Source organism: Phormidesmis sp. 146-33, from assembly GCF_052939515.1.
The window spans coordinates 46,994-70,395 of record NZ_JBJPHU010000004.1 but is presented as its reverse complement, the minus strand read 5'-3'; the positions used below and the strand labels follow the sequence as shown (position 1 = coordinate 70,395).

Here is a 23,402-nt window from a genome sequence, read left to right as displayed (position 1 = left end):
GGTCTGCTGGAGAGGTGGCAGAGTGGTCGATCGCGTCCGACTTGAAATCGGATGAACCGAAAGGTTCCGAGGGTTCAAATCCCTCCCTCTCCGTTGTTTTGTTTAGTTCAACTCCCCTATCAATTCTCTATCCATTAGGCAGAAGTCGGTAGAACGCAGACAGGGATCGATCTCTTAGCTCACCCAATCCCGCGTCGGTTTTTCCTCACAGTGAGTAGTAGTTTTCTCAGTCTGACACAAATAAACCCCACATCTCCTTCACAGCAATCCTTCTACACACTTTTGCGTAATGGATAGATTTCATATTCGCGGCTGTCGTTGCCGTATTTGGCTGAGACTCCGTTTAGCATCTGGTCGATCAGGTCTCCCAGTGTTTTCTCCAGGTCGTCAATTTCGAGTTTGGAGGCATCGAGTAGAGCGATCGTGGTGTTGTAGTGGTTGAGTTTGGCTTGGAGTTGTTCGATTTGATCGGTCAGGGTGTCGATGTCGCGATTGCGTCCAAAGTCCATTGTGGGGTCGATCGCTTTAAGTTTTAGGGCGCGGATTTGAGCTTTTTCCAGAATTCGAGAGGTGCGTTGTGCGCGTGACATCGTAAAGACTCCCTACTATTTTTTTCTTGTATGAAACCACCCTGGGTACATAATTTGTGCGGAAGGTTGCGGCTGTGGTGACGACAATGTGGAGGGGAGTGGCGATCGCTGCGGTTAGGCTTCTGGTTCAAGTTCATTTACCCGTTGGGGATGCTCAAGCGATCGCTCACCTCATCCACTTGTCGATCAGAAAGGTCGGTTGAGGGATTGGATTCGAGTAGGGGAAGCCAGATGCGAAACGTGCTGCCTTTGTTGGGTGCAGACTGAAATGAAAGGGTGCCGCCGTGCAGTTCGGCGAGGCGTTTGGTGAGGGCGAGTCCTAGACCTGTGCCTTCGTGCTTGCGCGTCAGTGATGAGTCGATCTGCTGAAAAGGACGAAACAGCAGGTGCCAGCGATCTTGAGGAATACCAATGCCAGAATCCTGAACTTCGAGCCGCAAATAGGACGTATGGGGATTGACAGGACTGTGATCGGGGCGAGTGTCTTGCGCTAACTGGTGCCCAAAGCCGAGTCCGATCGCCAGTTTTACCTGGCCGCCTTCGGGGGTAAATTTGACCGCGTTTGAGAGCAGATTGATCACCATTTGCCGGACTCGCCGTTCGTCTAAAAGCACGCTATCCATGCGGTGATCGGACTCGATAGACAGCTTCAGTCGCTTCATCTCTGCCCCTGGCTGCACCATTTTTAAACATTGGCGACAGAGTTCTTGAATCTGGATCGGCTGCAAATTGAGTTCGACTTTGCCTGCTTCGATTTTGGCGATGTCTAGCAGATCGTTGATGATTTTTAGCAGGTGTAGCGCAGCATCGTCCGCCTGTTGCAGAAATTCTAATTCTTCTTCACGATCGTCGCAGCACCCATCTCGAATCAGTCGCACACAGCCAATAATTGCATTCAGAGGCGTGCGTAACTCGTGGGACGTGGTGGCCAAAAATTCACTTTTTAGCTGATTGGCTGCTTGAGCTTCTTGCCAGGCCGATTCTAATTCTTCTGCCCGTTCTTCGAGGCGCTCGACCATGTTGTCTAAAGCTTCGGCCAGATGGTTGAGTTCTCTGACTTTGAAGTTTTTTGGGGTGCGATCGACCGAGTAGCGCTGACGAATCCGCAGAGCATAATCGCTGAGTTGTTCGATGGGCAAAGCCAACTCTCGCGAGAGATACAGCGTCGCCAACAAAATCGCCATCAGCAGTCCAGCCGTGAGAATTAAGAGAACCTGCTGAATGCCTTCTAGACTATAGAGTGCTTTGTCGAGAGGAGTCGCTGCCAAAACAACCCAGGTGCGCGTTTCTGAGCCGCTAATCGCAATTTTCACGGGACTGTAGCCCGCCAGCCACTCAGCCCCATCTTTCTCAAACGAAAAGAGATGGAGTGAATCCTGATTTCCGGCGATCGCGCTTCTGACCAGACTTTGCAGTCGATCGGCATCCGCCTCTTCTCGAATATTGTGGCCGACTCGTTCGGCGATCGGGTGAGCCAAAATCTGCCCATCTTGCTCAATGATCACCGTGTGACCTGCCAGCCGTCCGGGAGCGGGTTCTTGCTGATAAAGGGCTGTCTGCATTGTCAGCGCGTATCGGAGTTGGGCGGTTTCACCAGATGCTTCAGCATAAACCGGAGCGCTCAACAAAAGATTAAGCTGATTGTTGTCGATCGAGTTCTTTAACGGTTGTGTCAGCGCCAACTGAACCGACTGCGCCTCCGTTTGCGGATCAGTCCAGGCGGTAGAAGCTCGAAAAATGGGTTGACTTCCACAGGTGCTGGCTTCTATTTTTTGAGTTTGCAGATTGGTTAATTGAATGCAGTGAGTGGCGATCGCTGAAGTCTTCTGCAACTGTTCTAAAAAGCGCTGAATTTTGGTCGGAGAACCGGACTGCAAAACAGAAGCCTGAGTCGCCGTGGTCAAATTGGCGCGAAGGGCGGCGATCGTCGTTGCCAGATTTCCTCCTTTGCGGGCGGCGTTTTCGGCCAGATTGTAGCGGGCCGTCTCTAGCAAGCCCGATCGCGCTTTACGATAAGCGACAATTTCACCCGTCAGCAGCACCGGAATGCTCAAAAGTAGAAGTCGCGACAGCAGGATGCGGCGAAAAGAAGATTGACGTGCCTTAGCCATAGAAGCTTTTAACCTGACCACGACCAAACAGTCACAACTTGAGAAGCAGTCTGCACACTGTTGGAGAACTGAGCGCTAATAAATTGCCGTTCACAGAGCAAGGCAGATCAAAAAGATTTAGAAACAAGATATTCCAGAATTGAGGAAAGGGTGCAGCGATCGAGCCAAATCTTAAGGAATCACCTGTTGAGATGAGTCTACAAAAAATTACGCTAGAAAGCCATCTCTGATTGGGATTTTAACGACTTACGCTTATAAGTTCACCTCTGCTTTGTAAAATCCGTGAAACGTGACCAAATTGTCTTTCTTGAGCAAATTAATGCCTGACCGTTCCTTAAAACCGCTGCCGCGCGATCGTGCTGGTTTGCCCCATGCCAGCGTCATTTTGGCCATGAGTGCCGACGGTAAAATTGCGGATGTCAGTCGCGCTCCGGCCCGATTTGGGTCAGCGATCGACAAAGCGCACCTCGAACAGCAGATTGCCCAAGTCGATGCCGTTTTGTTTGGAGCCGGAACGCTCCGCGCTTATGGCACGACACTCAAGGTTTCCCAGTTTGATCTGTTGGCGCATCGTCAGCATCTAGGAAAGCCTCCGCAGCCTGTACAGATTGTGTGTTCGCGATCGGTCAATCTTGATCCCACCTGCCGATTTTTTTCTCAGCCAGTGCCCCATTGGTTGTTGACGACCGAGACCGGAAAAAGGCGTTGGGGTGAGCAAGCTGGATTTGAGCAAATACTGGCGATCTCTTCGAGTGACCCGCAAGGAGTCGGCAATTCTGAAATTGATTGGACGACTGCCTTCGCTCACTTGTTTGATCTGGGATTACAGCGTCTCGCCATTTTGGGCGGTGGAGATCTCGTCGGGGCCCTATTTGCAGCCAACCTGATCAACGAACTTCACCTGACCGTCTGCCCCCTAATCTTGGGAGGCACCCAATCCCCAACCCCCGTCGCCGGAACCGGATTTTTGGCCGCGATCGCCCCCCAATTAGAACTGCTGAACGTTCGGTCGATCGACCAGGAAGTTTTTCTCCACTACAAAGTCAAGCGCTAACCCTCATCCCTCCTCACGAAGCGGAACGAAGTTCTCCCTCATCCCTAGTTCCTCTCCTTCTTCTAAAGATTCGTTTACATTAGAGTCTGTGATGTGTCCAACTCTGGCTATGGTCGAACAACTCAAGCCTCGATTTTCGGTTGCCTGGATTAACAAAATTGGTGAAATTCCCCAAGCAGAGTGGGATGCGCTGGCCATGCCGCTCAAAACGCCGTTTCTCGAATGGACATGGCTACACAATATGGAGACTTCGGGAAGCACAACGGCTCGATCGGGTTGGTTGCCCAATCATTTGACGGTGTGGCGCGATCGCTCCCTCATTGCTGCGGCTCCGCTCTACATTAAGGGGCACAGCTACGGTGAGTTTGTGTTTGATCACCAGTGGGCGGATGTCGCGGCTCGCTTGGGCATTGAATACTATCCAAAGCTGTTAGGAATGTCTCCCTTCACACCTGCCGAAGGCTACCGCTTTTTGATCGCCCCTGGAGAAGATGAAGATGAACTGACGGGGATCATGGTGAATGCGATCGATCACTTCTGCAATCACAATCAAATTTCTGGCTGCAACTTTTTGTATGTTGACCCCGAATGGCGACTGGTGATGGAGCGACACGGTTTCAGCAGTTGGCTACACCACGGTTACATCTGGCAAAATCAAGGCTTTCAAACCTTTGATGATTACTTAAAAGCTTTTAATGCAAATCAGCGTCGCAACATCAAGCGAGAACGCAAAGCCGTCGGTACAGCGGGACTTTATCTCAAAGCGTTGAGAGGCGAAGAAATTCCGCGATCGCTCTTTCCGCTGATGTACAACTTCTACAGTGATACCTGCGACAAATTTGGCTGGTGGGGCAGTAAATATCTGACCAAAAAATTCTTTGAACAGCTACATTCCAGCTACTCTGAGCGGGTTGTTTTCTTTGCGGCTTATAGCGAAATGGATGATTTGCATCCCGTGGGCATGTCGTTTTGTTTGACGAAGGGCGATCGGCTGTATGGTCGCTATTGGGGGTCACTTCAAGAAATTGATTGTTTGCATTTTGATGCCTGTTATTATGCGCCGATCGAGTGGGCGATTCAGAATGACATTCAACTATTTGACCCTGGGGCGGGCGGGCGACACAAGAAGCGGCGAGGCTTTCCGGCATCTGCTAACTATTCACTGCATCGGTTTTATAACAGTCGATTGTCACAGATCTTGCGATCGCATATTCATCAAGTCAACAATTTAGAGCAGCAAGAAATTGACGCGATCAATCAAGATTTGCCATTCAAACAAGAAACCATTCAGTTTGAGGTTTAAGCCTCGTAAAATGTAAGGAAGAACACCAGAATTACGGTTTCAATCGGTCAATGATAAACTCAGCAACTGCCGACACCACGGCTTTAGACGACAAGCTTTCTCAACGGTTTATCCAACTCGACGAAAACGGATATTTTATTATTTACGTCGATCGAGAGGCTCAATTAATCTGCGCCAAACACTACACCAATTTCATTAACAACAAAGGGTTGGCTTGCGATCCTGAAACGGGGGAACCGCTCCCTTGTACTGGAAAAGTTGAGCGTCAAGCCACCACCATTTTTAAGGGCAGAACGGCTAAAGAACTCTGTATTGAACTCTTTGAAAAGCCTGACTGTCTGGTGACTCGACTCGATCATGCGGCTTATTTGGGTCGAGAATTTGTCCGAGCCGAGATTGCAATGCTCAACGGACAGGACTATGTTCAAGATTAGACAGCCATAAGTTCGATGAAGTTTCTTCACTGCGGTGTTGAGCACTCTTGCAGCGCGTCCGCCTTTTGCGTCTAACGGGTGATGGCGTAGCGTTGCTGCTCGTAGGCTTTCCCCCGATCGCCTCACCGCCACGCCCTGTTGCGCCCCTGTCCAGACGGCTCGGCTCTCTTTGGGTAAAGTCTAGAGATCCCTCTTCAAAAGGAGGACGTTGATCAGAAAGTTGCACATTGCCTAATACTGCAATTAATTCTGCAATATTACGGAAGTTCGCAGACAGGACAGGAATAATTAGTTACAACGGGAGTGTAATTAACTATCTGTGACCTATGGAAACTTTCACTGGGGCCATCATCGCAAAACTGGCTTTCGATGAGTTTGTCAAATCTGGGGCGGGAGAGATCGCAAAGAAAGCGGTCGGAGGCGCGATCGAGCAGTTGCGATCGGCGATTAAAAAGCGATTTGCAGGAAATCAGAAGGCGGAAAGTGCGATCAAGAAAATTGAGGGGGAGCGATCGCCGGAAGCCTTAAACAAACTTTCGGTCTATTTGGACGATGAGATGGAGGACGTTGCTTTTGCTCAAACGCTGCAACAGCTTGCCAAACAGATTACGAATGTGCAAAAAGCGGAGCGACAGAACATCAATCAAGGACGCGATCAGATCAACATTGAGAACATTACTGGCGATCCTAAAATTGGTGGTTCGTAGATGACACGGCGGTATCACAACGAGGGAGACGACCAGTTTAATTTTGAGAATGTTCATGGAGACGTAAACATTCGAGATTCTCGATCGAGGAAACGTCCCGATCGAGAAATGACTTGGCTGAAAGCATTTGAAAGAGAAGTTGAAGGTCGATTAAAGACTTCGCTGCACAATCAAATCTTGATCAATCTGGACAAGCAGGCGCAACCAGAACAGGTGCATCGGCTGTGGGATATGGAGGTCAAAAGCGGACAGATTACCGAAACGATTTTGCCTGAGACGGAGATTTTAGAAGTCTTCGATCGACCCGAAATCGCAGGCAAGCTGTTGATCTTGGGAAAACCGGGAGCAGGGAAAACGACAACTTTACTGGAGCTTGCCAGAGCGTTAGTCCGAAAAGCGTTAGACGATCCGAGCGAACCCATGCCGTTTTTGCTCAACTTGTCGTCTTGGAAAGATCCGAAGCAAAGTATCAAAGAGTGGGCGATCGCTGAATTGATCACGAAAGGAGTCGGCTCAGAGCTGAGCGCGAAATGGTTTGCAGAACAAAAGCTGTTGCCGTTGTTGGATGGGTTGGATGAAGTAAGAGCAGATCTTCAGCCTGCTTGTGTGAAGGCAATTAATCAATGGTTGGGTGGAGGGGAGCAACCGAGAGCGATCGTTGTGTGCAGTCGGCGTGAGGAGTATGAGCTTTATCCTGAGAAGCTGCATCTCAATGGCGCGATTTATTTGGAGGAATTGAGTGATGAGCAAATTGAGAGCTATTTGGAGAAGGTCGATCGCTTAGCGCTGTTGGATGTGTTGAGTCAGGATGCTGAACTGCTGGATCTGGTGCGTCAGCCGTTGCTATTGAGTATTACGTTAGTGGCTTATCGATCGGAGCTTGCAGCACAATGGCAGGAATTGCGATATACGCAGGAACGGATTAAGTTTTTGCTAGATGCGTATCTTGAGCGGATGTTGCATCGAACGATTAATAGCCGAATGTACGGTGTGAAGAAAGAACCAACTTCAAAGCAAACTTGTCAATGGTTAATGACTCTAGCACAGCAGCTTGAGCGAGAATCTCAGACAGAGTTTTTGATTGAAAAAATGCAGACTACATGGCTACGAACTCGAACTCAAAGATGGCTCTATCTTTTCTTGAATCCTCTGCACATAACTGGGTTTATTTATTTATCCTCTTTGTTATCCTTGTACTTCTTGGTTTTTACTGGAAAACAGGTTGAAAGAAGTAGCTGGATGATTTATGCACTACTGTTTAGTGCGCTACTTTTTTCTGGCGGAATAATATATTTATTTTGTACGGGTGGGTTCGACTCGAAAGTAGAAGTATTTGAGAAAATAAACGTATTTGAGACAGTAAATTGGTCTTGGAAACGAGCAAGAATTGGTATAACCCAGAGTCTAGAGGTTTTGAAAGCTGAGATAGAGGTTTTGAAAGCTGAGATAGAGGTTTTGAAAGCCCGTATCCATTTATATCTGTTGACTGGATGTAACAGCATTCCGAAGAAGCAATCTTTAGCGTCTTTATCTGTTCCTATTTTTGAAGTACTTTCTGTACTACTTTCTGTATTATTTAAGCTGCCTTCTTTATTGCTAAATGTAGTGATTTTGTCAACTTGTTGGGTAAAAGCTGGAGTAAGTTTTCATCTAGATTTAGACAACAGAATTCGTCCAAATGAAGGAATTCAGAGAGCGACTGCAATAGCTTCAGCGATTGGAGAGGCAGGACTATGTTCTGCTTTATCGCTTGGTCTACTTGTCATTGAAGCTTCAAAACGCTTGTACCCAGAGTCTATAGGTTATGGGTTGCTTCCTTGGCTGGCAGTTGCTTATCCGCTATGTTTCGTACTCAGCCCTCCTGGTAAAGCCTGTGTTCAACACTTCTCTCTCCGCCTCGTCCTCTTCCTTAACCGCGCCATCCCCTGGAACTATGCCCGCTTCCTCAACTACGCCACAGAACGCATGTTCCTCCAGCGCATCGGCGGACGCTACCGCTTCATCCACAAACTCCTGCAAGACCACTTTGCCGCTATGAGCCACGAGAACTGAAATAAACCAAAGTTCTGCGTTGGGGTGACGACCCTTGCGGTATCTGCGAAGCAGCGCGTCCTTCTCATCGCGTGGTTGCGGAAATAAGCGCGATTCTGGGAGCGCGGAGTTATAAATTCTCGTATACCTCGTCATCGTTGCGCTTACCCACGCGAAACACCTCAACCGTGTCATTCTCGATCGTGTACAGAATTCGATATTCCCCTTGATCCACCCAAAAAATTCCAGGATTTCCTTTGAGTTGTTTACAATCCTGCGGTCGTGGCTCAGCTTGTAACGAAAAGATCTTCTTCACGACTTATCTAAATTGTTTGAGCTGCAAATCGTACAGTTCTTTCTCAGCCGATTTCGTCACTTGCAGCGCATAGCGGTCAGGCCTTCACAATATGCTCGATCGTCAAATCTGTATCATGCAAGCGATTGTAGCCCTCAATCACCGTTTCCAGACTAACGGATTCTTCATTTGCTGCCAGTCGTCGCTCAACCTCTGCCACATCCTTGGCATCTTCTTCCAACGCTTGCAGCCGCTTAAAGTCCTCATAGCTAATCATGGCAACCATTCCCTGACCCTGTTGCTCAATGACAATTCTCTCCTTGCCTGTTCTGACACGAGACATGAGTTCTGGAAAGTTTTGCTGTGCCTGAGTCGCTTCTACTTTAGTCATCTTCTTCGCCTCTCTAGCACCAGATTATAGCCCGAATCTTTATGGAGTTACGAAGACCGCCAAACCGCCCCTGCTCTTTCCTCTATCCCCACAATTGGCAACCCTCCCCCCAAGATGACTGGTATGAACGGCTTGCCTAAACCACAAACTCGCCCAGCCTCACAGCGCCAAATCAACTGGGTTCTCTGGTTCTGCGTTGGGGTGGCGACCCTTGCGGTATCTGCGAAGCAGCGCGTTCTTCTCATCGCGTGGTTGCGATCTCGCTAGGCTAGGGTTGGTACTCCACCACAAGCGCGATCGCAGCAGCGATGCAAATCATCACCTCATCTTCGATCTCCCCTATCCTGCGTAAGAATCGCTGCTCATCCAGCCCTCGAAGTTGTAAAGTATCCACCGCAGACAACTTCGCCAACCCGTTAACTGCATTGGGTTCCAATCGAATGTGCCAAGCATTTTTGACGAACACTTCTTTCCAGTCCGTCACCGGAGCAACCAACTTAATCGGCAACCGTCCAATTTTATTTGAACTCACCACGATCGCTGGGCGAATCTTGCGGATTTCAGTTCCAATCGTCGGATCTAAATTCACCAGCCACACCTCACTCCGTTGAGGCACTGCCCTAGTACTCAACGATATCTCCTGCCGTAAACGTTCTCCAATCCTCATCCTGCTCGTAATGTTGAACCATCATGGCTGCTTGAATTTCCAGCGCTTTCCGACGTTCTTCTAACGGCAATCGCATCAGTTCAATGGGGTCTGTCAATTCAGCAGTCGCGCGATCGCTAGCGTCTCCAATTTTTAAGGATTCTATCCGTTGCTGTTCCCGCAAAATCAAATCCTGAATGTATTCACTAACCGTTGAAAAGCCTGCCATTGCTGCTTGTTTCTCAATTAACGGTAATAACTGATCCGAAATCGGGATGTTCAGCATAGAACTCTGCGATGACGCTACACCTATTGTAAACGACCTCACCAGAGATAGACTTTGTTCTTCTCATCGCGTGGCTGTGGAAATGGGCGTAACCTGACGGCGATCGTGACCCACCTTTGTTCCGCTCTACAGTGAGATACCAGATTGGAGAAGCGACATGGGTAAAAAGATCTCCTATATCGAAGCGAGTCAAAACCTCGAACAACTCTGTGAAGCCGCGATCGCAACTGGAGAAGCGATCGAAATTACTCGTCAAGGGGCTGAGAGTGTTTCTCTCATTTCCACCGCAGAATTAGAAAGTCTTCTCGAAACCGTTTACCTGTTCCAATCCCACGAAAATGCTGCTCGTCTACGTCTATGCAAGTCAAAGATCTGACCACTGACGAACTCAAAGCATTGATCCGAGAAACTGTCGTAGAAGTCTTAGAGGAATTCCTTGACGATCCAGACGAAGGAAGAGAAATTCGACCCGAAGTAAAGCAACAACTGATCGAATCGTTGAAACGTACCCAAGCAGGAGAATGCGGTATTCTAATGAGTGAAGTTGCCAAAAAGCTTGGACTAAATTGGTAATGGTCTACTCAGTCGAACTGACTTCTGAAGCGCTGTCTGGACTGTAACAACTCAGCCAAAAGAACCAAGAGCGCATTCTTCGCAAGATTGACTGGGTGAGCGATCACTTCATTGAAATCCGCTCCACTGCCTTGACTGGAGATTTGAGCAGTCTTTTCAAACTGAGAGTTGGAGATTACCGAGTCTTGTATTCTTTCAGTGAAACAACTGAGATCATTACGGTGCATCAGATTGGGCATCGAAGAGAAATCTACTTGTAAACTTCTCCTCGGTGTCTACCTCCTCAACTACGCCACCGATCGCAGGTTTCTCCAACGCACCGGAGAACACTCTGTGTAGCGATAATCCGCGATCGTTCAGGTCAACGCTTTCACTAGATCAGGGCAACCTACCTTCCCTCAGCTCAAACCCAACCATCCCTCATCCCTTTTACAGAGAAACTATTGCAAATTGCATACCACCACTCTAGATCGTCCCCTCCTTTCGTCTACAGTGATAAGGGTAGACAAAATCACCGATCACATCATCCTAAGGAAAGCCCGGTATGCATCTGAGTGAATTGACCCACCCAAACCAGTTGCATGGTCTGTCGATCTATCAGCTTCAGCAAATTGCACGGCAGATTCGTGAAAAACATCTGCAAACCGTTGCAGCGATCGGGGGCCATCTCGGCCCTGGATTGGGTGTCGTCGAGCTTACACTAGCCCTATATCAAACGTTGGATCTCGATCGCGACAAAGTGATCTGGGATGTTGGACACCAGGCCTATCCCCACAAGCTCCTCACTGGGCGATATGCTGACTTTCACACGCTGCGACAAAAAGACGGCATTGCAGGTTATCTAAAGCGAGGAGAAAGCAAGTTTGACCACTTTGGCGCGGGTCACGCTTCGACCAGTATTTCTGCGGCGTTAGGGATGGCTCTAGCGCGAGATGCTAGAGGGGAGAAGTTCAAAACCGTTGCCGTGATCGGGGATGGCGCTCTAACAGGAGGCATGGCCCTCGAAGCCATCAACCACGCGGGACATTTGCCCAAAACCAATCTGCTCGTTGTGTTGAATGATAACGAGATGTCAATTTCTCCCAATGTGGGGGCGATTCCTCGCTATCTCAACAAAATGCGCCTCAGTCCGCCTGTGCAGTTTCTCAGCGACAATCTCGAAGAACAGGTGAAAAATCTGCCCTTCTCCCCCGAATTGTCGCGCCTCAAAGAAGGCATGAAACGGCTGGCAGTGCCCAAAGTCGGAGCCGTGTTTGAAGAATTGGGCTTCACCTACATGGGCCCGATCGATGGTCACAATCTAGAGGAATTGATCAGCACCTTCAAAGAGGCTCATCAGCATCCTGGCCCTGTTTTAGTGCATGTGGCGACGGTGAAAGGGAAGGGATACGCGATCGCCGAACAGGATCAAGTCGGCTACCATGCCCAAACGCCTTTTAACCTAACAACGGGCAAAGCGGCTCCTTCTAACAAGCCCAAGCCGCCTGGATACTCCAAAGTCTTTGGCGAAACCTTGAGCAAGCTTGCTGAAAACGATCCGAGAGTGATTGGCATTACAGCAGCGATGGCGACGGGCACTGGGTTAGATATTTTTCAAAAGCGAGTCCCAAAACAATACATCGACGTGGGCATCGCCGAACAACATGCCGTCACACTGGCGGCGGGTCTGGCTTGTGAAGGAATGCGTCCGGTGGCGACGATTTATTCAACCTTTTTGCAGCGGGCGTTTGATCAAATCATTCACGATGTCTGCATTCAAAAACTGCCCGTCTTCTTCTGCATGGATCGTGCAGGAATTGTGGGGTCAGACGGCCCGACTCACCAGGGGATGTACGACATTGCCTATTTGCGGCTCATTCCCAACATGGTGCTGATGGCTCCCAAAGACGAAGCCGAACTGCAACGCATGATTGTCACCGGAATCAACTACGCCGACGGCCCGATCGCCATGCGCTATCCCAGAGGCAACGGATACGGCGTGCCATTAATGGAAGAAGGCTGGGAAGAGTTGGCGATCGGTAAAGCTGAAATTCTGCGTCACGGGGATGATGTGTTGCTGTTGGGCTACGGTTCGATGGTGTATCCCTCAATGCAGGTTGCCGAGATTTTGAGCGAACACGGCATTCAAGCCACCGTCGTCAATGCTCGTTTTGCCAAACCGTTGGATACTGATCTGATCTTGCCGTTGGCCCAGCAAATTGGGCGAGTGGTCACGCTAGAAGAAGGTTGTCTACCAGGCGGGTTTGGGTCTGCGGTAGTCGAAGCTTTGATGGATGCGGAGATGACGGTGCCTGTCAAGCGGATTGGCGTTCCTGATCTGCTGGTTGACCATGCGACTCCAGAGCAGTCAAAGGCAGAGTTAAACTTAACGCCTCCTCAAATGGCCGACCAAGTTCTCAAACTGTTTAGCAAACAGCCGACACCAGTTAGTTTGTAGTAGTTTTTCTTAATTTTTTCTCAATGCTGAGTGGTGGGTGATTGAATTGAAGATCACTAGCCACTCATTTTTTTAGTTTAAGTTCAGTATGAGTTCTACAAAGTTTCTTTGCTGCGTTGTCAAGCTTCTGCCCCCCAAGCTGCCAATTCTGAGGGACTTTCAGATAACGTGAATTCGATGGGAGTTTTTCGCTTCGGTCTTCAGCGCTTCTGCCCCCCAACCCCCCAATCTGGGGGACTTTTAGATCATAGTCTTCGTTCAAAGTCCCTCACTCGTGGGGGATTTAGGGGGCTGCCCGGATTTGTAACGGCAGCGAAGGATTTCATCGAATTCACGTTCAGATAAGATTCCCAGCTCAAAATCTTCTGATCGACATTTAGATTGATAGCCCGCTTCTTCATTGTAAAAGGGTTGCAGAGTTAGCTTGTGCAAGTTGAAAGTCGATTAGCTTACTAAGATAGAAGTTCAATTCACTGGTCGAATCATGAACGCTCGATCGACGCTGCTAATTCTACTAATAATTAATGTCGTCTCTACAACTATTCACTACTCAGACAATGCGATTTATCTAAACCAGTATCCTGGCCCCGAATGGTTCACCGCGATCGGCGTTGTTCTCACAGTTGCTTTAATGACTCCAATTGGATTTTTAGGTTACTGGTTTTATACAAAAAACTTCTTCTGGGCAGCCTATGCTTTTTTACTTATATATTCAATTACCAGCCTTTCAAGTCCCGGTCATTACTTGTTTCCAGCCGTGATGCCGATGACATTAAAGATGCATGTTTTGATCTGGTTGGATGCGATCGCTGGTCTATCGCTGTTGAGTTTTGTGCTTTGGTCAACCTTGTTTTTGCAAGAATGGCGACTCAAAGCCTATGAAGAATGATTAGGTGCTTTTCCTAAGTCTCTCACGCTGGATGAAACTTTCGATAGAGCAAAGCTGGAATGGGGATGCCGTTTTTGAGATGCCGATCGACGATCGCTTTCACCTCATCTGGATGGACTCGACTGTACCAAACCTGCTCTGGCAACACCAGCACCATCGGCCCATTACCACACTGACCAAAGCAGCCACAGCTAACCACTTCCACCCCTTCAACCGGATTTGCCCTAAATGCAGCAAGCACCTTCGCTGACCCTGACTTTCGGCAAGAATTGTGCTGACAGATGCGGACGGATTGGTGAGAAGGGCGGAGGGCGGAGGGCGGAGGGAGGGGTGGAGTCATGCAAGGCTTGAGGCGACTCTCTGATCCTAGATCTTGGAAGCGGCGATCGACCAAAATGCCAGAATAATCCTCGATTTCAGCAGACTTCAAAACTCATCCAGCAGCAAGCCTTTGGACTCTAACCACTCTCGATTAAAGAGTTTGGATTGATACAAGCTGCCGCGGTCGCACAAGAGGGTTACGATCGTATGCCCCGGCCCCATTTGTTTAGCAAGCGCAACTGCCGCTCCCACATTGATTCCAGTTGAGCCACCCATATAGAGTCCGTCTTTTCGCAAAAGCTGATAAACCACTCGCAGGGCTTCACGATCGTCTACTCGCATTGCATCATCCGTCGGGGCACCTTCCATGTTTCCAGTGATCCGACTGTTGCCAATCCCTTCGGTTACAGAACTGCCCTCCAGATGGATTTCGCCCGATTTGACGTAGCTATAAAGTCCACTGCCAAAGGGATCAGCCAAAATGCACTTCACGTCGGGATTTTGTTCTTTCAAGAAGGTAGAAACGCCTGCATAAGTGCCGCCCGTCCCCGTTGAAGACACCCAGGCATTCAGCTTGCCGCCCGTTTGCGCCCAAATTTCTGGCCCCGTGGTTTCGTAGTGAGCGCGACGATTGGCTAGATTTTCAAACTGATTGGCCCAGATGGCGTTCTCCAGTTCGGATGCGATTCTGCCGGACAGTTTGACGTAGTTGTTGGGATCTTTGTAGGGCACTGCGGGAACAGTTCTCACTTCGGCTCCCAGCGTTCGCAGCAGATCAATTTTTTCTTGAGACTGAGTTTCAGGAATGATAATCAGACATTTGTAGCCTCTAGCGTTACAGATGTGAGTGAGTCCGATACCCGTATTGCCCGCTGTGCCTTCGACCACGGTGCCACCTGGTTTGAGCAAGCCTTTTTCCTCAGCATCCTTAATGATGTAAAGTGCAGCGCGATCCTTCACAGAGCCGCCCGGATTGAGAAATTCAGCCTTGCCCAAAATTTCGCAGCCTGTTTCATCGCTAAAGCTGTTAATCCGAATCAGAGGCGTATTGCCCACCGCACCGACAAATCCTTGTTTGATATCCATTTCGATCGCTTCCTGCTTGTTATCTCATTTTACGAGGGATGAGAGATGAGGGATGAGAGATGAGGGAGAACTTGTTCCGCTTCGCGAGGAGGGATGAGGGATGAATAAATTTGATTGTCGTAATTGTTCTGAGAATCAGGGAGTGGGTTGGATGCGATCGAGCGATCGTAAAATAGAAGTCACTAGCGATTCTTCCTATTCGGACAGAAAACCACGATGACCCCAAAGGTGAATGGATCGAAGAAAGATTAAGAGGCTATCGGCTCAACAAGAACAATACGCACCCATCACAGACGGTCGCAGCGAACCGCTACAGCTTCGATTAGAAGTAGACGGCCATTTAATCGCCTTCTACCGAGAAGATACCCACGAAAAATTACCGATTCCCAGCGAACTTGCTCAAGCTTTACGACAAGAAACTTTGGCAAGACAACAAGCAGAACAGCAAGTCGAACAACTTAAGAAGCGACTACGGCAGCTTGGCGTTGATCCAACCGAGCTTTAGTTCCAATCTTGCCATTCGATGTACCAATCCTGGTTTATTTTTTCGTGCCAGATTTCACCACCAAGGTCTTCAGGCAACTGACGATAACCTGGTTGATACACATAAGTTTTGACATTGCAACTCCAAATCACCTTGCAAATTGGCTCAACATCTCCCGCAAAAACATGCAGTCTTGCAGAGGCGATCTCTTCGAGTTGCTCGCTAGGGGTCGTATCTCGATTAAATTCAACGTCCAGGGTTTGAACTTTGGGAGAAGAAAGCAACCCCTTGTGGGTATCTTGAAGAGACCGAGTGATCTGATCAAAGTCTTTCTGGGCTTGCGGATCAAAACCTCTAAACTTTTGCTTTTGATCAAAATCGTAAGTGCATTTTTGAATATTATTGTTGGTGAATTGTCCCTTTTGATATTCAAACGTTCTGCACCAATCTAAATCTTTGAAAGCAGTAATCTTCTGTTGCTGAATGAGCGGAAATACCTGCTTAAATTTTTCGACTTGCTGAGATTCAGACAACTTGGTTTGACGAGCGATCGCCACCGGAATGGTCACCAATGCTAAGAAAATGCTGAGTGTCGCGATCGCTTTCTTCATGCCAAACTCAATCCTTCATCACGCTTCGATCAAAACAAGCTTGAGGAAGACTGACCAAGAAAATGGGATACAAGCCTCGCACTTTTAGGGCGACTTTGGTATGCTTGTGCTAGTCCACAACACAGGCAGAGGCTCACGCCTTGAGCGGAGGAACCTGTCTCGCAAGGGGTGGTAATGCCTGAGAAAGTTTTGGCTCCTAGGGAGCAGCAAGAATTTTCTCTATTGATACAGCGGTGGGGCGCATCGCAGTGAATTTTGGTGAGGGTAAAGTCGCAAGACTCCCGATGATCCAAGAATCCCCGAACTTCAGGACGGGGAGCCGTCAAAAGACCATCCTACTTTTGAGACAGCTTAAAGGATTGTAAAAACGCATCCATCTCCGTTGCATTCACTTCCTCTTTGGGAGCGACGACCATCGCTTGATAAAGGCGATTTTTGACCAAAAATACCCGCGCTTTGACGGTGCCATCTTGCCCATTGCTGCCTTTGGCTTCGATCGTTAATTCTCGGCCAGGAGAGCCATCGATCGACACTTTTTTCTCATCAACCAGTTTGCCATTGACGTTATTGACTGCCCCATCTCTAGCCCCATCCAGCATCTTTTCAGGATTGCTCACTTTGAGAAGCTGTTCGGGATAGTCGGCGTAAGCCACAAAATAGGCTTTGTTTTTTTCAGTTGCAGTGAACATGTGCAGGTTGATTTTGCCCGCCATTGTATCGAGGGTTTTGGTTTCCTCTTTGAGAGCGATCGGCGACGTAACAGAGAATTTACCCGTCTGAGATTTAAATTCTTCAGATTTGACCCCCGCTCCACAGGCAGTCGTTAAGAATCCTAAAGAGAGAAGATAGAGCAAAACGAGAAATTTTTTCATGAGCCTGAGTTTGCAGAAGATTGGATAGGCGGACTGATTAAAATTCCCAAAAGCAACACGATCGACGTAATCACTCTTTACAGAACAGCCACACAAAAACAGGATGGACAACGCCACCCTGTAAACAAATCGTTACTTCTTGATCGCAGAAATGATTTGCAGACTGTTCAGTCTACTTTTAGACTACTTGTTGGGCTGAGGGGTCATCCGCAAATAAGGTCTGACTTCCGTAACTCCTTTAGGGAACTTTTGTCTAGCTTCTTCGGTGGGGATCGAAGGCACCACTACGCAGTCGCCGCCATCTGTCCAGTTTGCAGGGGTCGCCACACTGTGATTGTCCGTTAGTTGCAGCGAATCGATCACGCGCAAAATTTCGGCAAAGTTGCGACCAGTGCTAGCAGGGTAGGTGAAGGTGAGGCGCAGTTTCTTTTGAGGATCGATGATGAAGACCGATCGCACCGTCAGCGTGTTGTTAGCGTTAGGGTGGATCATGTCGTAGAGGTCAGACACTTTACGATCGGGGTCAGCCAAAATCGGATAGTTGAGTTGAGCGCTTTGGGTGTCTTCGATATCGCCAATCCAGCCTTTGTGGGATTCAACATCATCAACGCTCAGGGCGATCGCTTTGACATTTCGCTTGTCGAATTCGGGTTTGAGATTAGCTACAACGCCCAATTCAGTCGTGCAAACAGGGGTGTAGTCTTTGGGGTGAGAAAAGAGAATCACCCAGCTATCGCCCGCCCAGTCGTAGAAGTCGATCGTACCTTGAGAAGAGTCTTGTGTGAAATTGGGAACGGTATCCCCTAGTCGCAGAGCCATAACTGATGTTCCTAATGATCGCAAGTTACTTAAAGATCATGCCACAAAACCCCGGTTTTCCGGTCGGAGTGCAGATCAATTATCCAAAATTCCTGACTCCGTAATTTAACTCAAGAACTAGGGAAATATGAAACTGTTAAGCAAAACTTAGCCGATCGTCCCCGTAGAAATCGCTAGACTAGCCTGAACGCCTGTGCGAATTCATTGAAAATGCTGAATCGAAACCAACCATTTTCAAGTTTAATCACAGAGGTTTACGTTAATTCTCAGAGAGATTCACAAAAACCTGATAAAGGAAGCGGAGATCTCGGTCAAGATATTATCAGACTTGGAAACTGCGTAGTAAAAATTCATGGATGCCAAAGCCTTTCTCACCGTTGATGAGCAACCGATAAGCCTGAGAGAATGTTTGAAATATCTTCAGACTTCTGGCAAACTTCAGGGATTTTTGGGAGACATCCTGCGGCAATACGTGCTAGAGCAAGAACTTGCCAACCGAGAAGATTTAGAAATTAATCCGGCAGTAGTTGAGCAAGCGGTGATTGATTTTCGGATTCAGCAGCAATTGACTGACCCTGGTGTGTTTCAAGAGTGGCTCAACCGCAACGGGTCTGACTATTCTACATTTCACAATCAAATTACCTCAAATTTTAAGTCAGAAAAGCTTAAAAGTGTCATCACAGAGCCAAAACTCCAGGAGTATTTTATCGAACGAAAAGTGTTTCTCGATCGCGTCGTTCTCTCTCGCATCATTGTCGAAAATCAAGAGTTAGCCGATGAGCTAAAGATCCAGATTCAAGAAGGCATCAGCTTTGAGCAACTCGCCCAAGAACACTCGATCGCCGACGATCGCGTGTCTAATGGCATGATGGGGCCGGTCAGTCGCGGCACAATGCCTGACAATATTCGAGCGGCGATCGATTCTTCTAATCCTGGTGACTTGGTGGGGCCAATTGCGATCGAGAACCGATGGGCCCTGTTTAGAGTTGAGCAAGTGTTACCCGCCACTTTAGACAACGCCCAACTCAAGCAAGTTTTGCAAAACGAACTGTTTGAGCGCTGGCTGGCAGAAAAAATCCAAAAAATGGCCGTCAAGCTTCAAGTTGAGTAGAGGTGAGGAGTGCGGAGGGAGGAGAAGAGATGAATGTTATCTTTCAGAATTCAATTCTCTGAACCCAATCCAGACCTAACTCTCAAAACTCAATCTTCATTCAGCACCCCAATTCTCAAAACCCCACCTCTTAAAGCCTGCAACTCACCCCAAAGCTGAAATGTCAAAATCTGAAACCTAACTCTCAAACCCTTTTCACTCCTCACTCCTCACTCCTCACTTCCCCCAGCCCCCCTCCTTGCCAAATGATTACCAACGATGTTGCCGCCAATTTACCCTGGGAAACTCCGCCCCTGAGCTTTCTCAACCCCGAACAGCAGGTTCAGTTTAAGACCAAGGCTGAAATTCGTCGCTGTAAGCTGGGAGAACTTTTGTGGTCAGAAGAAACGCCTGATATTCAACTAATCGTTCTGGCGGGGAAAGTCAGATTAGTAGCGGACGAAGGACGATCGCTCCTCTTGCAGCCCGGAGAATGGGTAGGCGATTTGCTAGAACTGCCAGGTTGGAAGGCCAGAGCCGCCAGTAATGATGTTGAGGTGGTGCAGTGGAGTGCGACCAGTTGGGCTTCTTTATCGTCGCCGGAGATCGATCGCTTTTGGGCGATTCAGCGCAGCCGCTATCAACCTCAAACGGACAATTCTCCCCAGGTTGTGACGGGCTTTCCCTTTGTCTCGGCCGTCAATACGGGAGCGGCTGCTCTAACGATGGTAGCCAATCATCTGCAAAATTCCGTCCAATTGGAGTGGGTACAGCGTCAAATAAGAGGACAGCGCCCAACCGATCTCATCGATATGGCTGAGAAATTGGGACTGCAACTCCGCCGCATCGAAACCAATTGGCAAAGTCTGCGGCTGTTGGGATTTCCGGCTCTGATGCTCTGGCAACCGGGAGGCACAGGGGAACCTCACTGGGTTGTGGCATATGGCGTACGGGGCGATCGGCTTATCCTATCCGATCCGCTCAATCCCACGATGAATTGCGAAAGCGTGCATCGATCAGAGGTACAACAAGCCTGGGATGGGCAACTCTGGCAAGCCGAAGCGATCCAAAAACAGGAGCGATTTAATCTAAGCTGGTTTCTCCCGGCTGTTTGGAACTATCGCGGACTGCTGGGCGAAGTGCTGTTTGCCTCATTTACGCTGCAACTGTTGGGTCTGGCGACACCGCTGATTACTCAAGTCGTCATCGATAAGGTGATGGTACAGGGCAGCATTGCCACGCTGGATGTGATGGCGATCGCACTGCTAAGTGTGGCTGTGTTTGAAGCGCTGCTGGGAATTTTGCGGCTGTTTATTTTTACGCACACGGCACGACGGTTGGATCTCAGCCTCTCGGCCCAGCTATTTCGTCACCTGATGCGGCTGCCTCTGGCTTATTTTGAGTCTCGGCGCGTGGGCGATACGGTGGCGCGAGTTCAGGAGTTAGAAAATATTCGGCAATTCCTGACGGGGACGGCGCTGACAGTGATTTTGGACAGCATCTTTGCAGTCGTCTACCTGGCGCTGATGTTTTTCTACAGCGTTCCGCTGACGGGTGTGGCGTTGGCCGTCTTGCCTTTCTACGCAATCTTGACGCTTTTCGTTACTCCAATTTTGCGAAACCTGCTAAATGAGACGTTTAATCGCAGTGCCGATAGTCAGTCTTTTCTCGTAGAAACCATTACGGGAATTCACTCGGTCAAGGCGCACACCGCAGAAAAACCGTCGCGCGATCGCTGGGAAGGTCTCTTTGCTCGCTACATTCGCACCAGTTTCAAAGCTTCGACGACTTCCAATATCAGCAACAACTTAGGCGACTTTTTGACCAACTTCTCTTATTTGCTGATTCTTTGGTTTGGGGCAAATCTGGTAATCAAGCAAGAACTCACCGTCGGTCAGTTGGTAGCGTTTCAGATGCTATCGGGACGAGTGACGGGGCCGCTGTTGCGGCTGGTTCAGCTTTGGCAAAATTTGCAGCAGGTGTTGTTGTCGGTCGATCGCATCGGCGATATTCTCAACGTCGCCCCTGAAGCGGAACCGGGGTCAGGTCTGGTCTTGCCGCCGCTCAAAGGTCAAGTCACGTTTGATCAGGTATTTTTCCGCTACAACCCGGCTCAAGAACCTGTGCTGAAGGGTATTTCGTTTACGACAGAGCCGGGAATGCTGGTCGGGGTCGTGGGGCGCAGTGGGTCGGGCAAGAGTACGCTGTCGAAACTTTTGCAGCGATTGTATTTACCCGAAGCCGGACGAATCTTAGTAGACGGTTTTGACATCAAGAGCGCTGATTTGCATTCGCTGCGGACTCAGATGGGTGTCGTGCTACAAGAAGACTTTTTGTTTAAGGGCAGCATTCTTGACAACATTAGTTTGGGGCGATCGGATGTCTCAGCAGAACAGGTAGTCGAAGCGGCTCGATTGGCAGCGGCTCATGATTTTATCAGCGAAATGCCTCAAGGCTATGAAACCGATGTGGGAGAGCGGGGCACGGCGCTTTCGGGCGGTCAGCGTCAACGGGTTTCTTTAGCGCGATTGTTTCTCTCCAATTCGCCCATGTTGGTGTTGGATGAGGCAACCAGCGCCCTGGACAGTGAAACCGAGCAGCAAGTTCTGCAAAACCTGCAAAAACACGCTCAAAACCGCACGGTATTTCTGATTGCTCACCGCTTTGCGCCCCTCAGACGCGCTGATTTGATTTTGGTAATGGAGAAAGGAGTCATTGCTGAGAAAGGAACGCATGACGAATTGATTCGATCGAAGGGTCTCTACTGGTCACTCTACCAACGCCAACAAGCTGCGGTCTAAGCTGAAAGTGCGTTTTTACTTAATCATCGAAAAATGTGGGTGGAAACCCCGTCGTAGAACGACGGCTTTGCAAGCCGAAGCACTAACCGATACACTAGAACTGGTCACTGACCCACCCGCGACGATGCAGACATAAACCCTAACACCAAAGTTTGCAAGCCATTGCAACGGGGAAGAAAAATCTAAGAAGTGATTCTTGGAATCGCCGTGGCTTTACCCCGGTGAGGATGTCAACCTCTACTTCTTAGCACTTTGAAAGCGCTCTTTTGCCGCCTCAAAGGACTCTTTCATTACAGATTGGATACGCCTAGGATCGGGCTTTTTGCCGCCCATCAAATCCCCGAAATAAACGCAAGCCGTCTCACCCAACGACCAGGTGTAAGCCGTCGCCCAAGAAGCCGCGATCACACTGCCAAACCCCGGAATAAACTTGATCAACTCACGCCCGATCGCTTGCGCCACAAATCCACCTGCGATCGCACTCACCACGCCACCCGCCTGAGAAGGAGTCAATGTCTGACCATACAACTGCCCCAACGCTCCGACCATCGACACTTGCAGGGCGGTCAAAACGGGCATCGTCGCCAACGGTAAAGGAATCGCTGCCAAAGCACCCGCCATTACAGAAAACGGCAAAATGTAGCGGCGACCCGCTTCTCGATAAATATCACTGATTTGTTTTCCAGCGTCGCGATCGTCCAGTAGTTGAGAAATCGTTCGGGCCTCCGCTTCGGGGAGCAAATCTGCCAGCGCATCGACCAGCGTTTCTAGACCGTAGAATGTTGGAGTGAAGCCGTCTTCTTCTAATGTGAAATCGATTTGAATGGCGCGATCGAACAATCCCTGAAATCCTTTTTGTAAGGCAGCGAAGGCTCGATTGGTATCCTCATAGTCGGGGGGATAGGTAGGATGATCCATCACTTCAGACGGATAAAGTTCATGCAAACAGGTGACCACCAAGAGACAAGGCACTTCGGGATGCTGTTGGCGAATTCGACCTGCAATTTGTTTTAAAGTATCCGTCGCAAAGTCAGTGATCTTTACCGTCAAAATCAGAACTTTTGCTCTCGTTTCCTCGTTTTCCTGAATTTCTTCGACTAGCTCTCCAATCACTTCCGTCGTTTCTTGCGTGCCGTCGCCCAGTCCTACAGTGTCGGTGAAGACCAAAAGTGGCAGATCGTCGGTTGGGTAGTTGTAGCGTTGAGTAAACCGCGTGTGAGGACGAAAGCCCTGTCCAATAATTTCAGCCGAAACGCCCGTTAAGCCTCGAACGATCGAACTCTTTCCCGCTTGAGGTTTGCCCACCAAAATCGCCTCAGTCGTCGGCAACTCCGATCGCACCTTTTGCAAAATCCCTGCGATTTCCGCTTCGTCCACGCTAAACCAACCGATCACCGTATCCGAGACTTGCTGAACGGGCAGGGCTTTACCAATCGTTGAAAAAGCACCTCCAATCAAGTCACGGGTTGTGTCTACCCAGGATGGCTCTGACTTTGGAGATGCTTCAGTTTTTTGAAGGGCAGATTTTGTTTCTTTGGTTCGCTCAGTCATAGTCAGTGATCAGGCAGGAA

At 49.0% G+C, this 23,402-nt stretch carries 25 protein-coding genes and 1 tRNA gene; 14 read left to right on the top strand and 12 right to left on the bottom strand.

What is annotated here, in order from left to right; genetic code table 11:
• Positions 1-8: 8 nt before the first annotated feature.
• A tRNA-Ser gene (locus ACJ2PR_RS03015) sits at positions 9-93 on the top strand.
• A 179-nt stretch (positions 94-272) separates the two neighbouring features.
• Here the strand turns inward: ACJ2PR_RS03015 and ACJ2PR_RS03010 are convergent.
• On the bottom strand, positions 273-590 hold the full coding sequence (locus ACJ2PR_RS03010; RefSeq protein WP_446866878.1) for a hypothetical protein: 318 nt from the start codon (positions 588-590) through the stop codon (positions 273-275).
• Positions 591-727: 137 nt separating this feature from the next.
• Positions 728-2,701, bottom strand: coding sequence for a sensor histidine kinase (locus ACJ2PR_RS03005; RefSeq protein WP_446875859.1), 1,974 nt, complete (start codon positions 2,699-2,701; stop codon positions 728-730).
• A 319-nt stretch (positions 2,702-3,020) separates the two neighbouring features.
• Here ACJ2PR_RS03005 and ACJ2PR_RS03000 point away from each other — a divergent pair, with 319 nt between their 5' ends.
• From ACJ2PR_RS03000 to ACJ2PR_RS02980, 5 genes are all read left to right on the top strand, one after another.
• Positions 3,021-3,755: a RibD family protein gene (locus ACJ2PR_RS03000; protein ID WP_446875858.1), complete on the top strand. Its 735-nt coding sequence runs from the start codon at positions 3,021-3,023 to the stop codon at positions 3,753-3,755.
• A 91-nt stretch (positions 3,756-3,846) separates the two neighbouring features.
• Positions 3,847-5,058: a GNAT family N-acetyltransferase gene (locus ACJ2PR_RS02995; RefSeq protein WP_446856283.1), complete on the top strand. Its 1,212-nt coding sequence runs from the start codon at positions 3,847-3,849 to the stop codon at positions 5,056-5,058.
• Positions 5,059-5,108: 50 nt separating this feature from the next.
• Complete coding sequence (locus ACJ2PR_RS02990; protein WP_446856282.1) at positions 5,109-5,492, top strand: DUF4346 domain-containing protein; 384 nt, start codon at positions 5,109-5,111, stop codon at positions 5,490-5,492.
• Positions 5,493-5,818: 326 nt separating this feature from the next.
• Positions 5,819-6,199: a hypothetical protein gene (locus ACJ2PR_RS02985; RefSeq protein ID WP_446875856.1), complete on the top strand. Its 381-nt coding sequence runs from the start codon at positions 5,819-5,821 to the stop codon at positions 6,197-6,199.
• A complete protein-coding gene (locus tag ACJ2PR_RS02980) occupies positions 6,200-8,251 on the top strand; it encodes an NACHT domain-containing protein (protein WP_446875854.1) in 2,052 nt (683 codons plus the stop codon).
• A gap of 109 nt (positions 8,252-8,360) precedes the next feature.
• Here ACJ2PR_RS02980 and ACJ2PR_RS02975 read toward each other — a convergent pair whose 3' ends face one another.
• The 4 genes from ACJ2PR_RS02975 to ACJ2PR_RS02960 all read right to left on the bottom strand — a co-directional run bounded on the left by ACJ2PR_RS02975 (position 8,361) and on the right by ACJ2PR_RS02960 (position 9,848).
• The gene (locus ACJ2PR_RS02975; protein ID WP_446875853.1) at positions 8,361-8,546 is read right to left on the bottom strand and encodes a type II toxin-antitoxin system RelE family toxin; all 186 of its coding nucleotides are present in this window, start codon (positions 8,544-8,546) and stop codon (positions 8,361-8,363) included.
• A gap of 76 nt (positions 8,547-8,622) precedes the next feature.
• Positions 8,623-8,916 carry a type II toxin-antitoxin system Phd/YefM family antitoxin gene (locus tag ACJ2PR_RS02970; protein ID WP_446875852.1) on the bottom strand — a complete coding sequence of 98 codons (294 nt, stop codon included), beginning with the start codon at positions 8,914-8,916 and terminating at the stop codon, positions 8,623-8,625.
• Positions 8,917-9,184: 268 nt separating this feature from the next.
• Entirely contained in the window at positions 9,185-9,532 is a 348-nt protein-coding gene (locus ACJ2PR_RS02965) for a type II toxin-antitoxin system PemK/MazF family toxin (protein WP_446875851.1), read from the bottom strand.
• Positions 9,533-9,536: 4 nt separating this feature from the next.
• On the bottom strand, positions 9,537-9,848 hold the full coding sequence (locus ACJ2PR_RS02960; RefSeq protein WP_446866892.1) for a hypothetical protein: 312 nt from the start codon (positions 9,846-9,848) through the stop codon (positions 9,537-9,539).
• A 157-nt stretch (positions 9,849-10,005) separates the two neighbouring features.
• Between ACJ2PR_RS02960 and ACJ2PR_RS02955 the strand changes: the two genes are divergently transcribed.
• The 5 genes from ACJ2PR_RS02955 to ACJ2PR_RS02935 all read left to right on the top strand — a co-directional run bounded on the left by ACJ2PR_RS02955 (position 10,006) and on the right by ACJ2PR_RS02935 (position 13,747).
• Complete coding sequence (locus ACJ2PR_RS02955; protein WP_446875850.1) at positions 10,006-10,224, top strand: type II toxin-antitoxin system Phd/YefM family antitoxin; 219 nt, start codon at positions 10,006-10,008, stop codon at positions 10,222-10,224.
• A complete protein-coding gene (locus ACJ2PR_RS02950) occupies positions 10,206-10,421 on the top strand; it encodes a hypothetical protein (RefSeq protein WP_446875849.1) in 216 nt (71 codons plus the stop codon). The genes ACJ2PR_RS02955 and ACJ2PR_RS02950 overlap by 19 nt, the downstream gene beginning before the upstream one ends.
• Positions 10,422-10,495: 74 nt before the next feature.
• Positions 10,496-10,681: a type II toxin-antitoxin system RelE family toxin gene (locus ACJ2PR_RS02945; RefSeq protein WP_446875914.1), complete on the top strand. Its 186-nt coding sequence runs from the start codon at positions 10,496-10,498 to the stop codon at positions 10,679-10,681.
• A gap of 284 nt (positions 10,682-10,965) precedes the next feature.
• Positions 10,966-12,858, top strand: coding sequence for a 1-deoxy-D-xylulose-5-phosphate synthase (gene dxs, locus ACJ2PR_RS02940; RefSeq protein WP_446875848.1), 1,893 nt, complete (start codon positions 10,966-10,968; stop codon positions 12,856-12,858).
• Positions 12,859-13,342: 484 nt separating this feature from the next.
• The gene (locus tag ACJ2PR_RS02935; protein ID WP_446875847.1) at positions 13,343-13,747 is read left to right on the top strand and encodes a hypothetical protein; all 405 of its coding nucleotides are present in this window, start codon (positions 13,343-13,345) and stop codon (positions 13,745-13,747) included.
• A gap of 22 nt (positions 13,748-13,769) precedes the next feature.
• On the opposite strand, the gene ACJ2PR_RS02930 is transcribed toward ACJ2PR_RS02935, so the two are convergent.
• Complete coding sequence (locus ACJ2PR_RS02930; RefSeq protein ID WP_446875846.1) at positions 13,770-14,177, bottom strand: (2Fe-2S) ferredoxin domain-containing protein; 408 nt, start codon at positions 14,175-14,177, stop codon at positions 13,770-13,772.
• Complete coding sequence (locus ACJ2PR_RS02925) at positions 14,174-15,154, bottom strand: cysteine synthase A (protein ID WP_446866898.1); 981 nt, start codon at positions 15,152-15,154, stop codon at positions 14,174-14,176. Before ACJ2PR_RS02925 ends, ACJ2PR_RS02930 begins: the two co-directional genes overlap by 4 nt.
• A 232-nt stretch (positions 15,155-15,386) precedes the next feature.
• Between ACJ2PR_RS02925 and ACJ2PR_RS02920 the strand changes: the two genes are divergently transcribed.
• A complete protein-coding gene (locus ACJ2PR_RS02920) occupies positions 15,387-15,659 on the top strand; it encodes a hypothetical protein (RefSeq protein WP_446875845.1) in 273 nt (90 codons plus the stop codon).
• On the opposite strand, the gene ACJ2PR_RS02915 is transcribed toward ACJ2PR_RS02920, so the two are convergent.
• The 3 genes from ACJ2PR_RS02915 to ACJ2PR_RS02905 form a co-directional block, all read right to left on the bottom strand.
• The gene (locus tag ACJ2PR_RS02915) at positions 15,656-16,249 is read right to left on the bottom strand and encodes a hypothetical protein (RefSeq protein ID WP_446875844.1); all 594 of its coding nucleotides are present in this window, start codon (positions 16,247-16,249) and stop codon (positions 15,656-15,658) included. The two genes, ACJ2PR_RS02920 and ACJ2PR_RS02915, sit on opposite strands and share 4 nt — an antisense overlap.
• Positions 16,250-16,584: 335 nt before the next feature.
• The gene (locus tag ACJ2PR_RS02910; RefSeq protein ID WP_446875843.1) at positions 16,585-17,121 is read right to left on the bottom strand and encodes a hypothetical protein; all 537 of its coding nucleotides are present in this window, start codon (positions 17,119-17,121) and stop codon (positions 16,585-16,587) included.
• Between the two features lie 183 nt (positions 17,122-17,304).
• Complete coding sequence (locus ACJ2PR_RS02905; RefSeq protein WP_446866901.1) at positions 17,305-17,940, bottom strand: peroxiredoxin; 636 nt, start codon at positions 17,938-17,940, stop codon at positions 17,305-17,307.
• Positions 17,941-18,292: 352 nt separating this feature from the next.
• Here ACJ2PR_RS02905 and ACJ2PR_RS02900 point away from each other — a divergent pair, with 352 nt between their 5' ends.
• Entirely contained in the window at positions 18,293-19,051 is a 759-nt protein-coding gene (locus ACJ2PR_RS02900) for a peptidylprolyl isomerase (protein ID WP_446875841.1), read from the top strand.
• Positions 19,052-19,296: 245 nt separating this feature from the next.
• Complete coding sequence (locus ACJ2PR_RS02895; RefSeq protein ID WP_446866902.1) at positions 19,297-21,831, top strand: type I secretion system permease/ATPase; 2,535 nt, start codon at positions 19,297-19,299, stop codon at positions 21,829-21,831.
• 237 nt (positions 21,832-22,068) lie between these two features.
• Here the strand turns inward: ACJ2PR_RS02895 and ACJ2PR_RS02890 are convergent, their stop codons facing one another.
• Positions 22,069-23,382 carry a YcjF family protein gene (locus ACJ2PR_RS02890; protein WP_446866903.1) on the bottom strand — a complete coding sequence of 438 codons (1,314 nt, stop codon included), beginning with the start codon at positions 23,380-23,382 and terminating at the stop codon, positions 22,069-22,071.
• Between the last annotated feature and the right edge of the window lie 20 nt (positions 23,383-23,402).

Bases quoted from the DNA above. Each gene is read 5' to 3' on its own strand.
- ACJ2PR_RS03005 (WP_446875859.1), bottom strand. From the start codon at position 2,701: ATGGCTAAGGCACGTCAATCTTCTTTTCGCCGCATCCTGCTGTCGCGA.
- ACJ2PR_RS02990 (WP_446856282.1), top strand. From the start codon at position 5,109: ATGATAAACTCAGCAACTGCCGACACCACGGCTTTAGACGACAAGCTT.
- dxs (WP_446875848.1), top strand. From the start codon at position 10,966: ATGCATCTGAGTGAATTGACCCACCCAAACCAGTTGCATGGTCTGTCG.
- ACJ2PR_RS02890 (WP_446866903.1), bottom strand. From the start codon at position 23,382: ATGACTGAGCGAACCAAAGAAACAAAATCTGCCCTTCAAAAAACTGAA.
- ACJ2PR_RS03010 (WP_446866878.1), bottom strand. From the start codon at position 590: ATGTCACGCGCACAACGCACCTCTCGAATTCTGGAAAAAGCTCAAATC.
- ACJ2PR_RS02960 (WP_446866892.1), bottom strand. From the start codon at position 9,848: ATGCTGAACATCCCGATTTCGGATCAGTTATTACCGTTAATTGAGAAA.
- ACJ2PR_RS02970 (WP_446875852.1), bottom strand. From the start codon at position 8,916: ATGACTAAAGTAGAAGCGACTCAGGCACAGCAAAACTTTCCAGAACTC.
- ACJ2PR_RS02995 (WP_446856283.1), top strand. From the start codon at position 3,847: ATGTGTCCAACTCTGGCTATGGTCGAACAACTCAAGCCTCGATTTTCG.
- ACJ2PR_RS02935 (WP_446875847.1), top strand. From the start codon at position 13,343: ATGAACGCTCGATCGACGCTGCTAATTCTACTAATAATTAATGTCGTC.
- ACJ2PR_RS02915 (WP_446875844.1), bottom strand. From the start codon at position 16,249: ATGAAGAAAGCGATCGCGACACTCAGCATTTTCTTAGCATTGGTGACC.
- ACJ2PR_RS02920 (WP_446875845.1), top strand. From the start codon at position 15,387: ATGGATCGAAGAAAGATTAAGAGGCTATCGGCTCAACAAGAACAATAC.
- ACJ2PR_RS02955 (WP_446875850.1), top strand. From the start codon at position 10,006: ATGGGTAAAAAGATCTCCTATATCGAAGCGAGTCAAAACCTCGAACAA.
- ACJ2PR_RS02900 (WP_446875841.1), top strand. From the start codon at position 18,293: ATGGATGCCAAAGCCTTTCTCACCGTTGATGAGCAACCGATAAGCCTG.
- ACJ2PR_RS02895 (WP_446866902.1), top strand. From the start codon at position 19,297: ATGATTACCAACGATGTTGCCGCCAATTTACCCTGGGAAACTCCGCCC.
- ACJ2PR_RS02925 (WP_446866898.1), bottom strand. From the start codon at position 15,154: ATGGATATCAAACAAGGATTTGTCGGTGCGGTGGGCAATACGCCTCTG.
- ACJ2PR_RS03000 (WP_446875858.1), top strand. From the start codon at position 3,021: ATGCCTGACCGTTCCTTAAAACCGCTGCCGCGCGATCGTGCTGGTTTG.
- ACJ2PR_RS02980 (WP_446875854.1), top strand. From the start codon at position 6,200: ATGACACGGCGGTATCACAACGAGGGAGACGACCAGTTTAATTTTGAG.
- ACJ2PR_RS02910 (WP_446875843.1), bottom strand. From the start codon at position 17,121: ATGAAAAAATTTCTCGTTTTGCTCTATCTTCTCTCTTTAGGATTCTTA.
- ACJ2PR_RS02985 (WP_446875856.1), top strand. From the start codon at position 5,819: ATGGAAACTTTCACTGGGGCCATCATCGCAAAACTGGCTTTCGATGAG.
- ACJ2PR_RS02905 (WP_446866901.1), bottom strand. From the start codon at position 17,940: ATGGCTCTGCGACTAGGGGATACCGTTCCCAATTTCACACAAGACTCT.
- ACJ2PR_RS02950 (WP_446875849.1), top strand. From the start codon at position 10,206: ATGCAAGTCAAAGATCTGACCACTGACGAACTCAAAGCATTGATCCGA.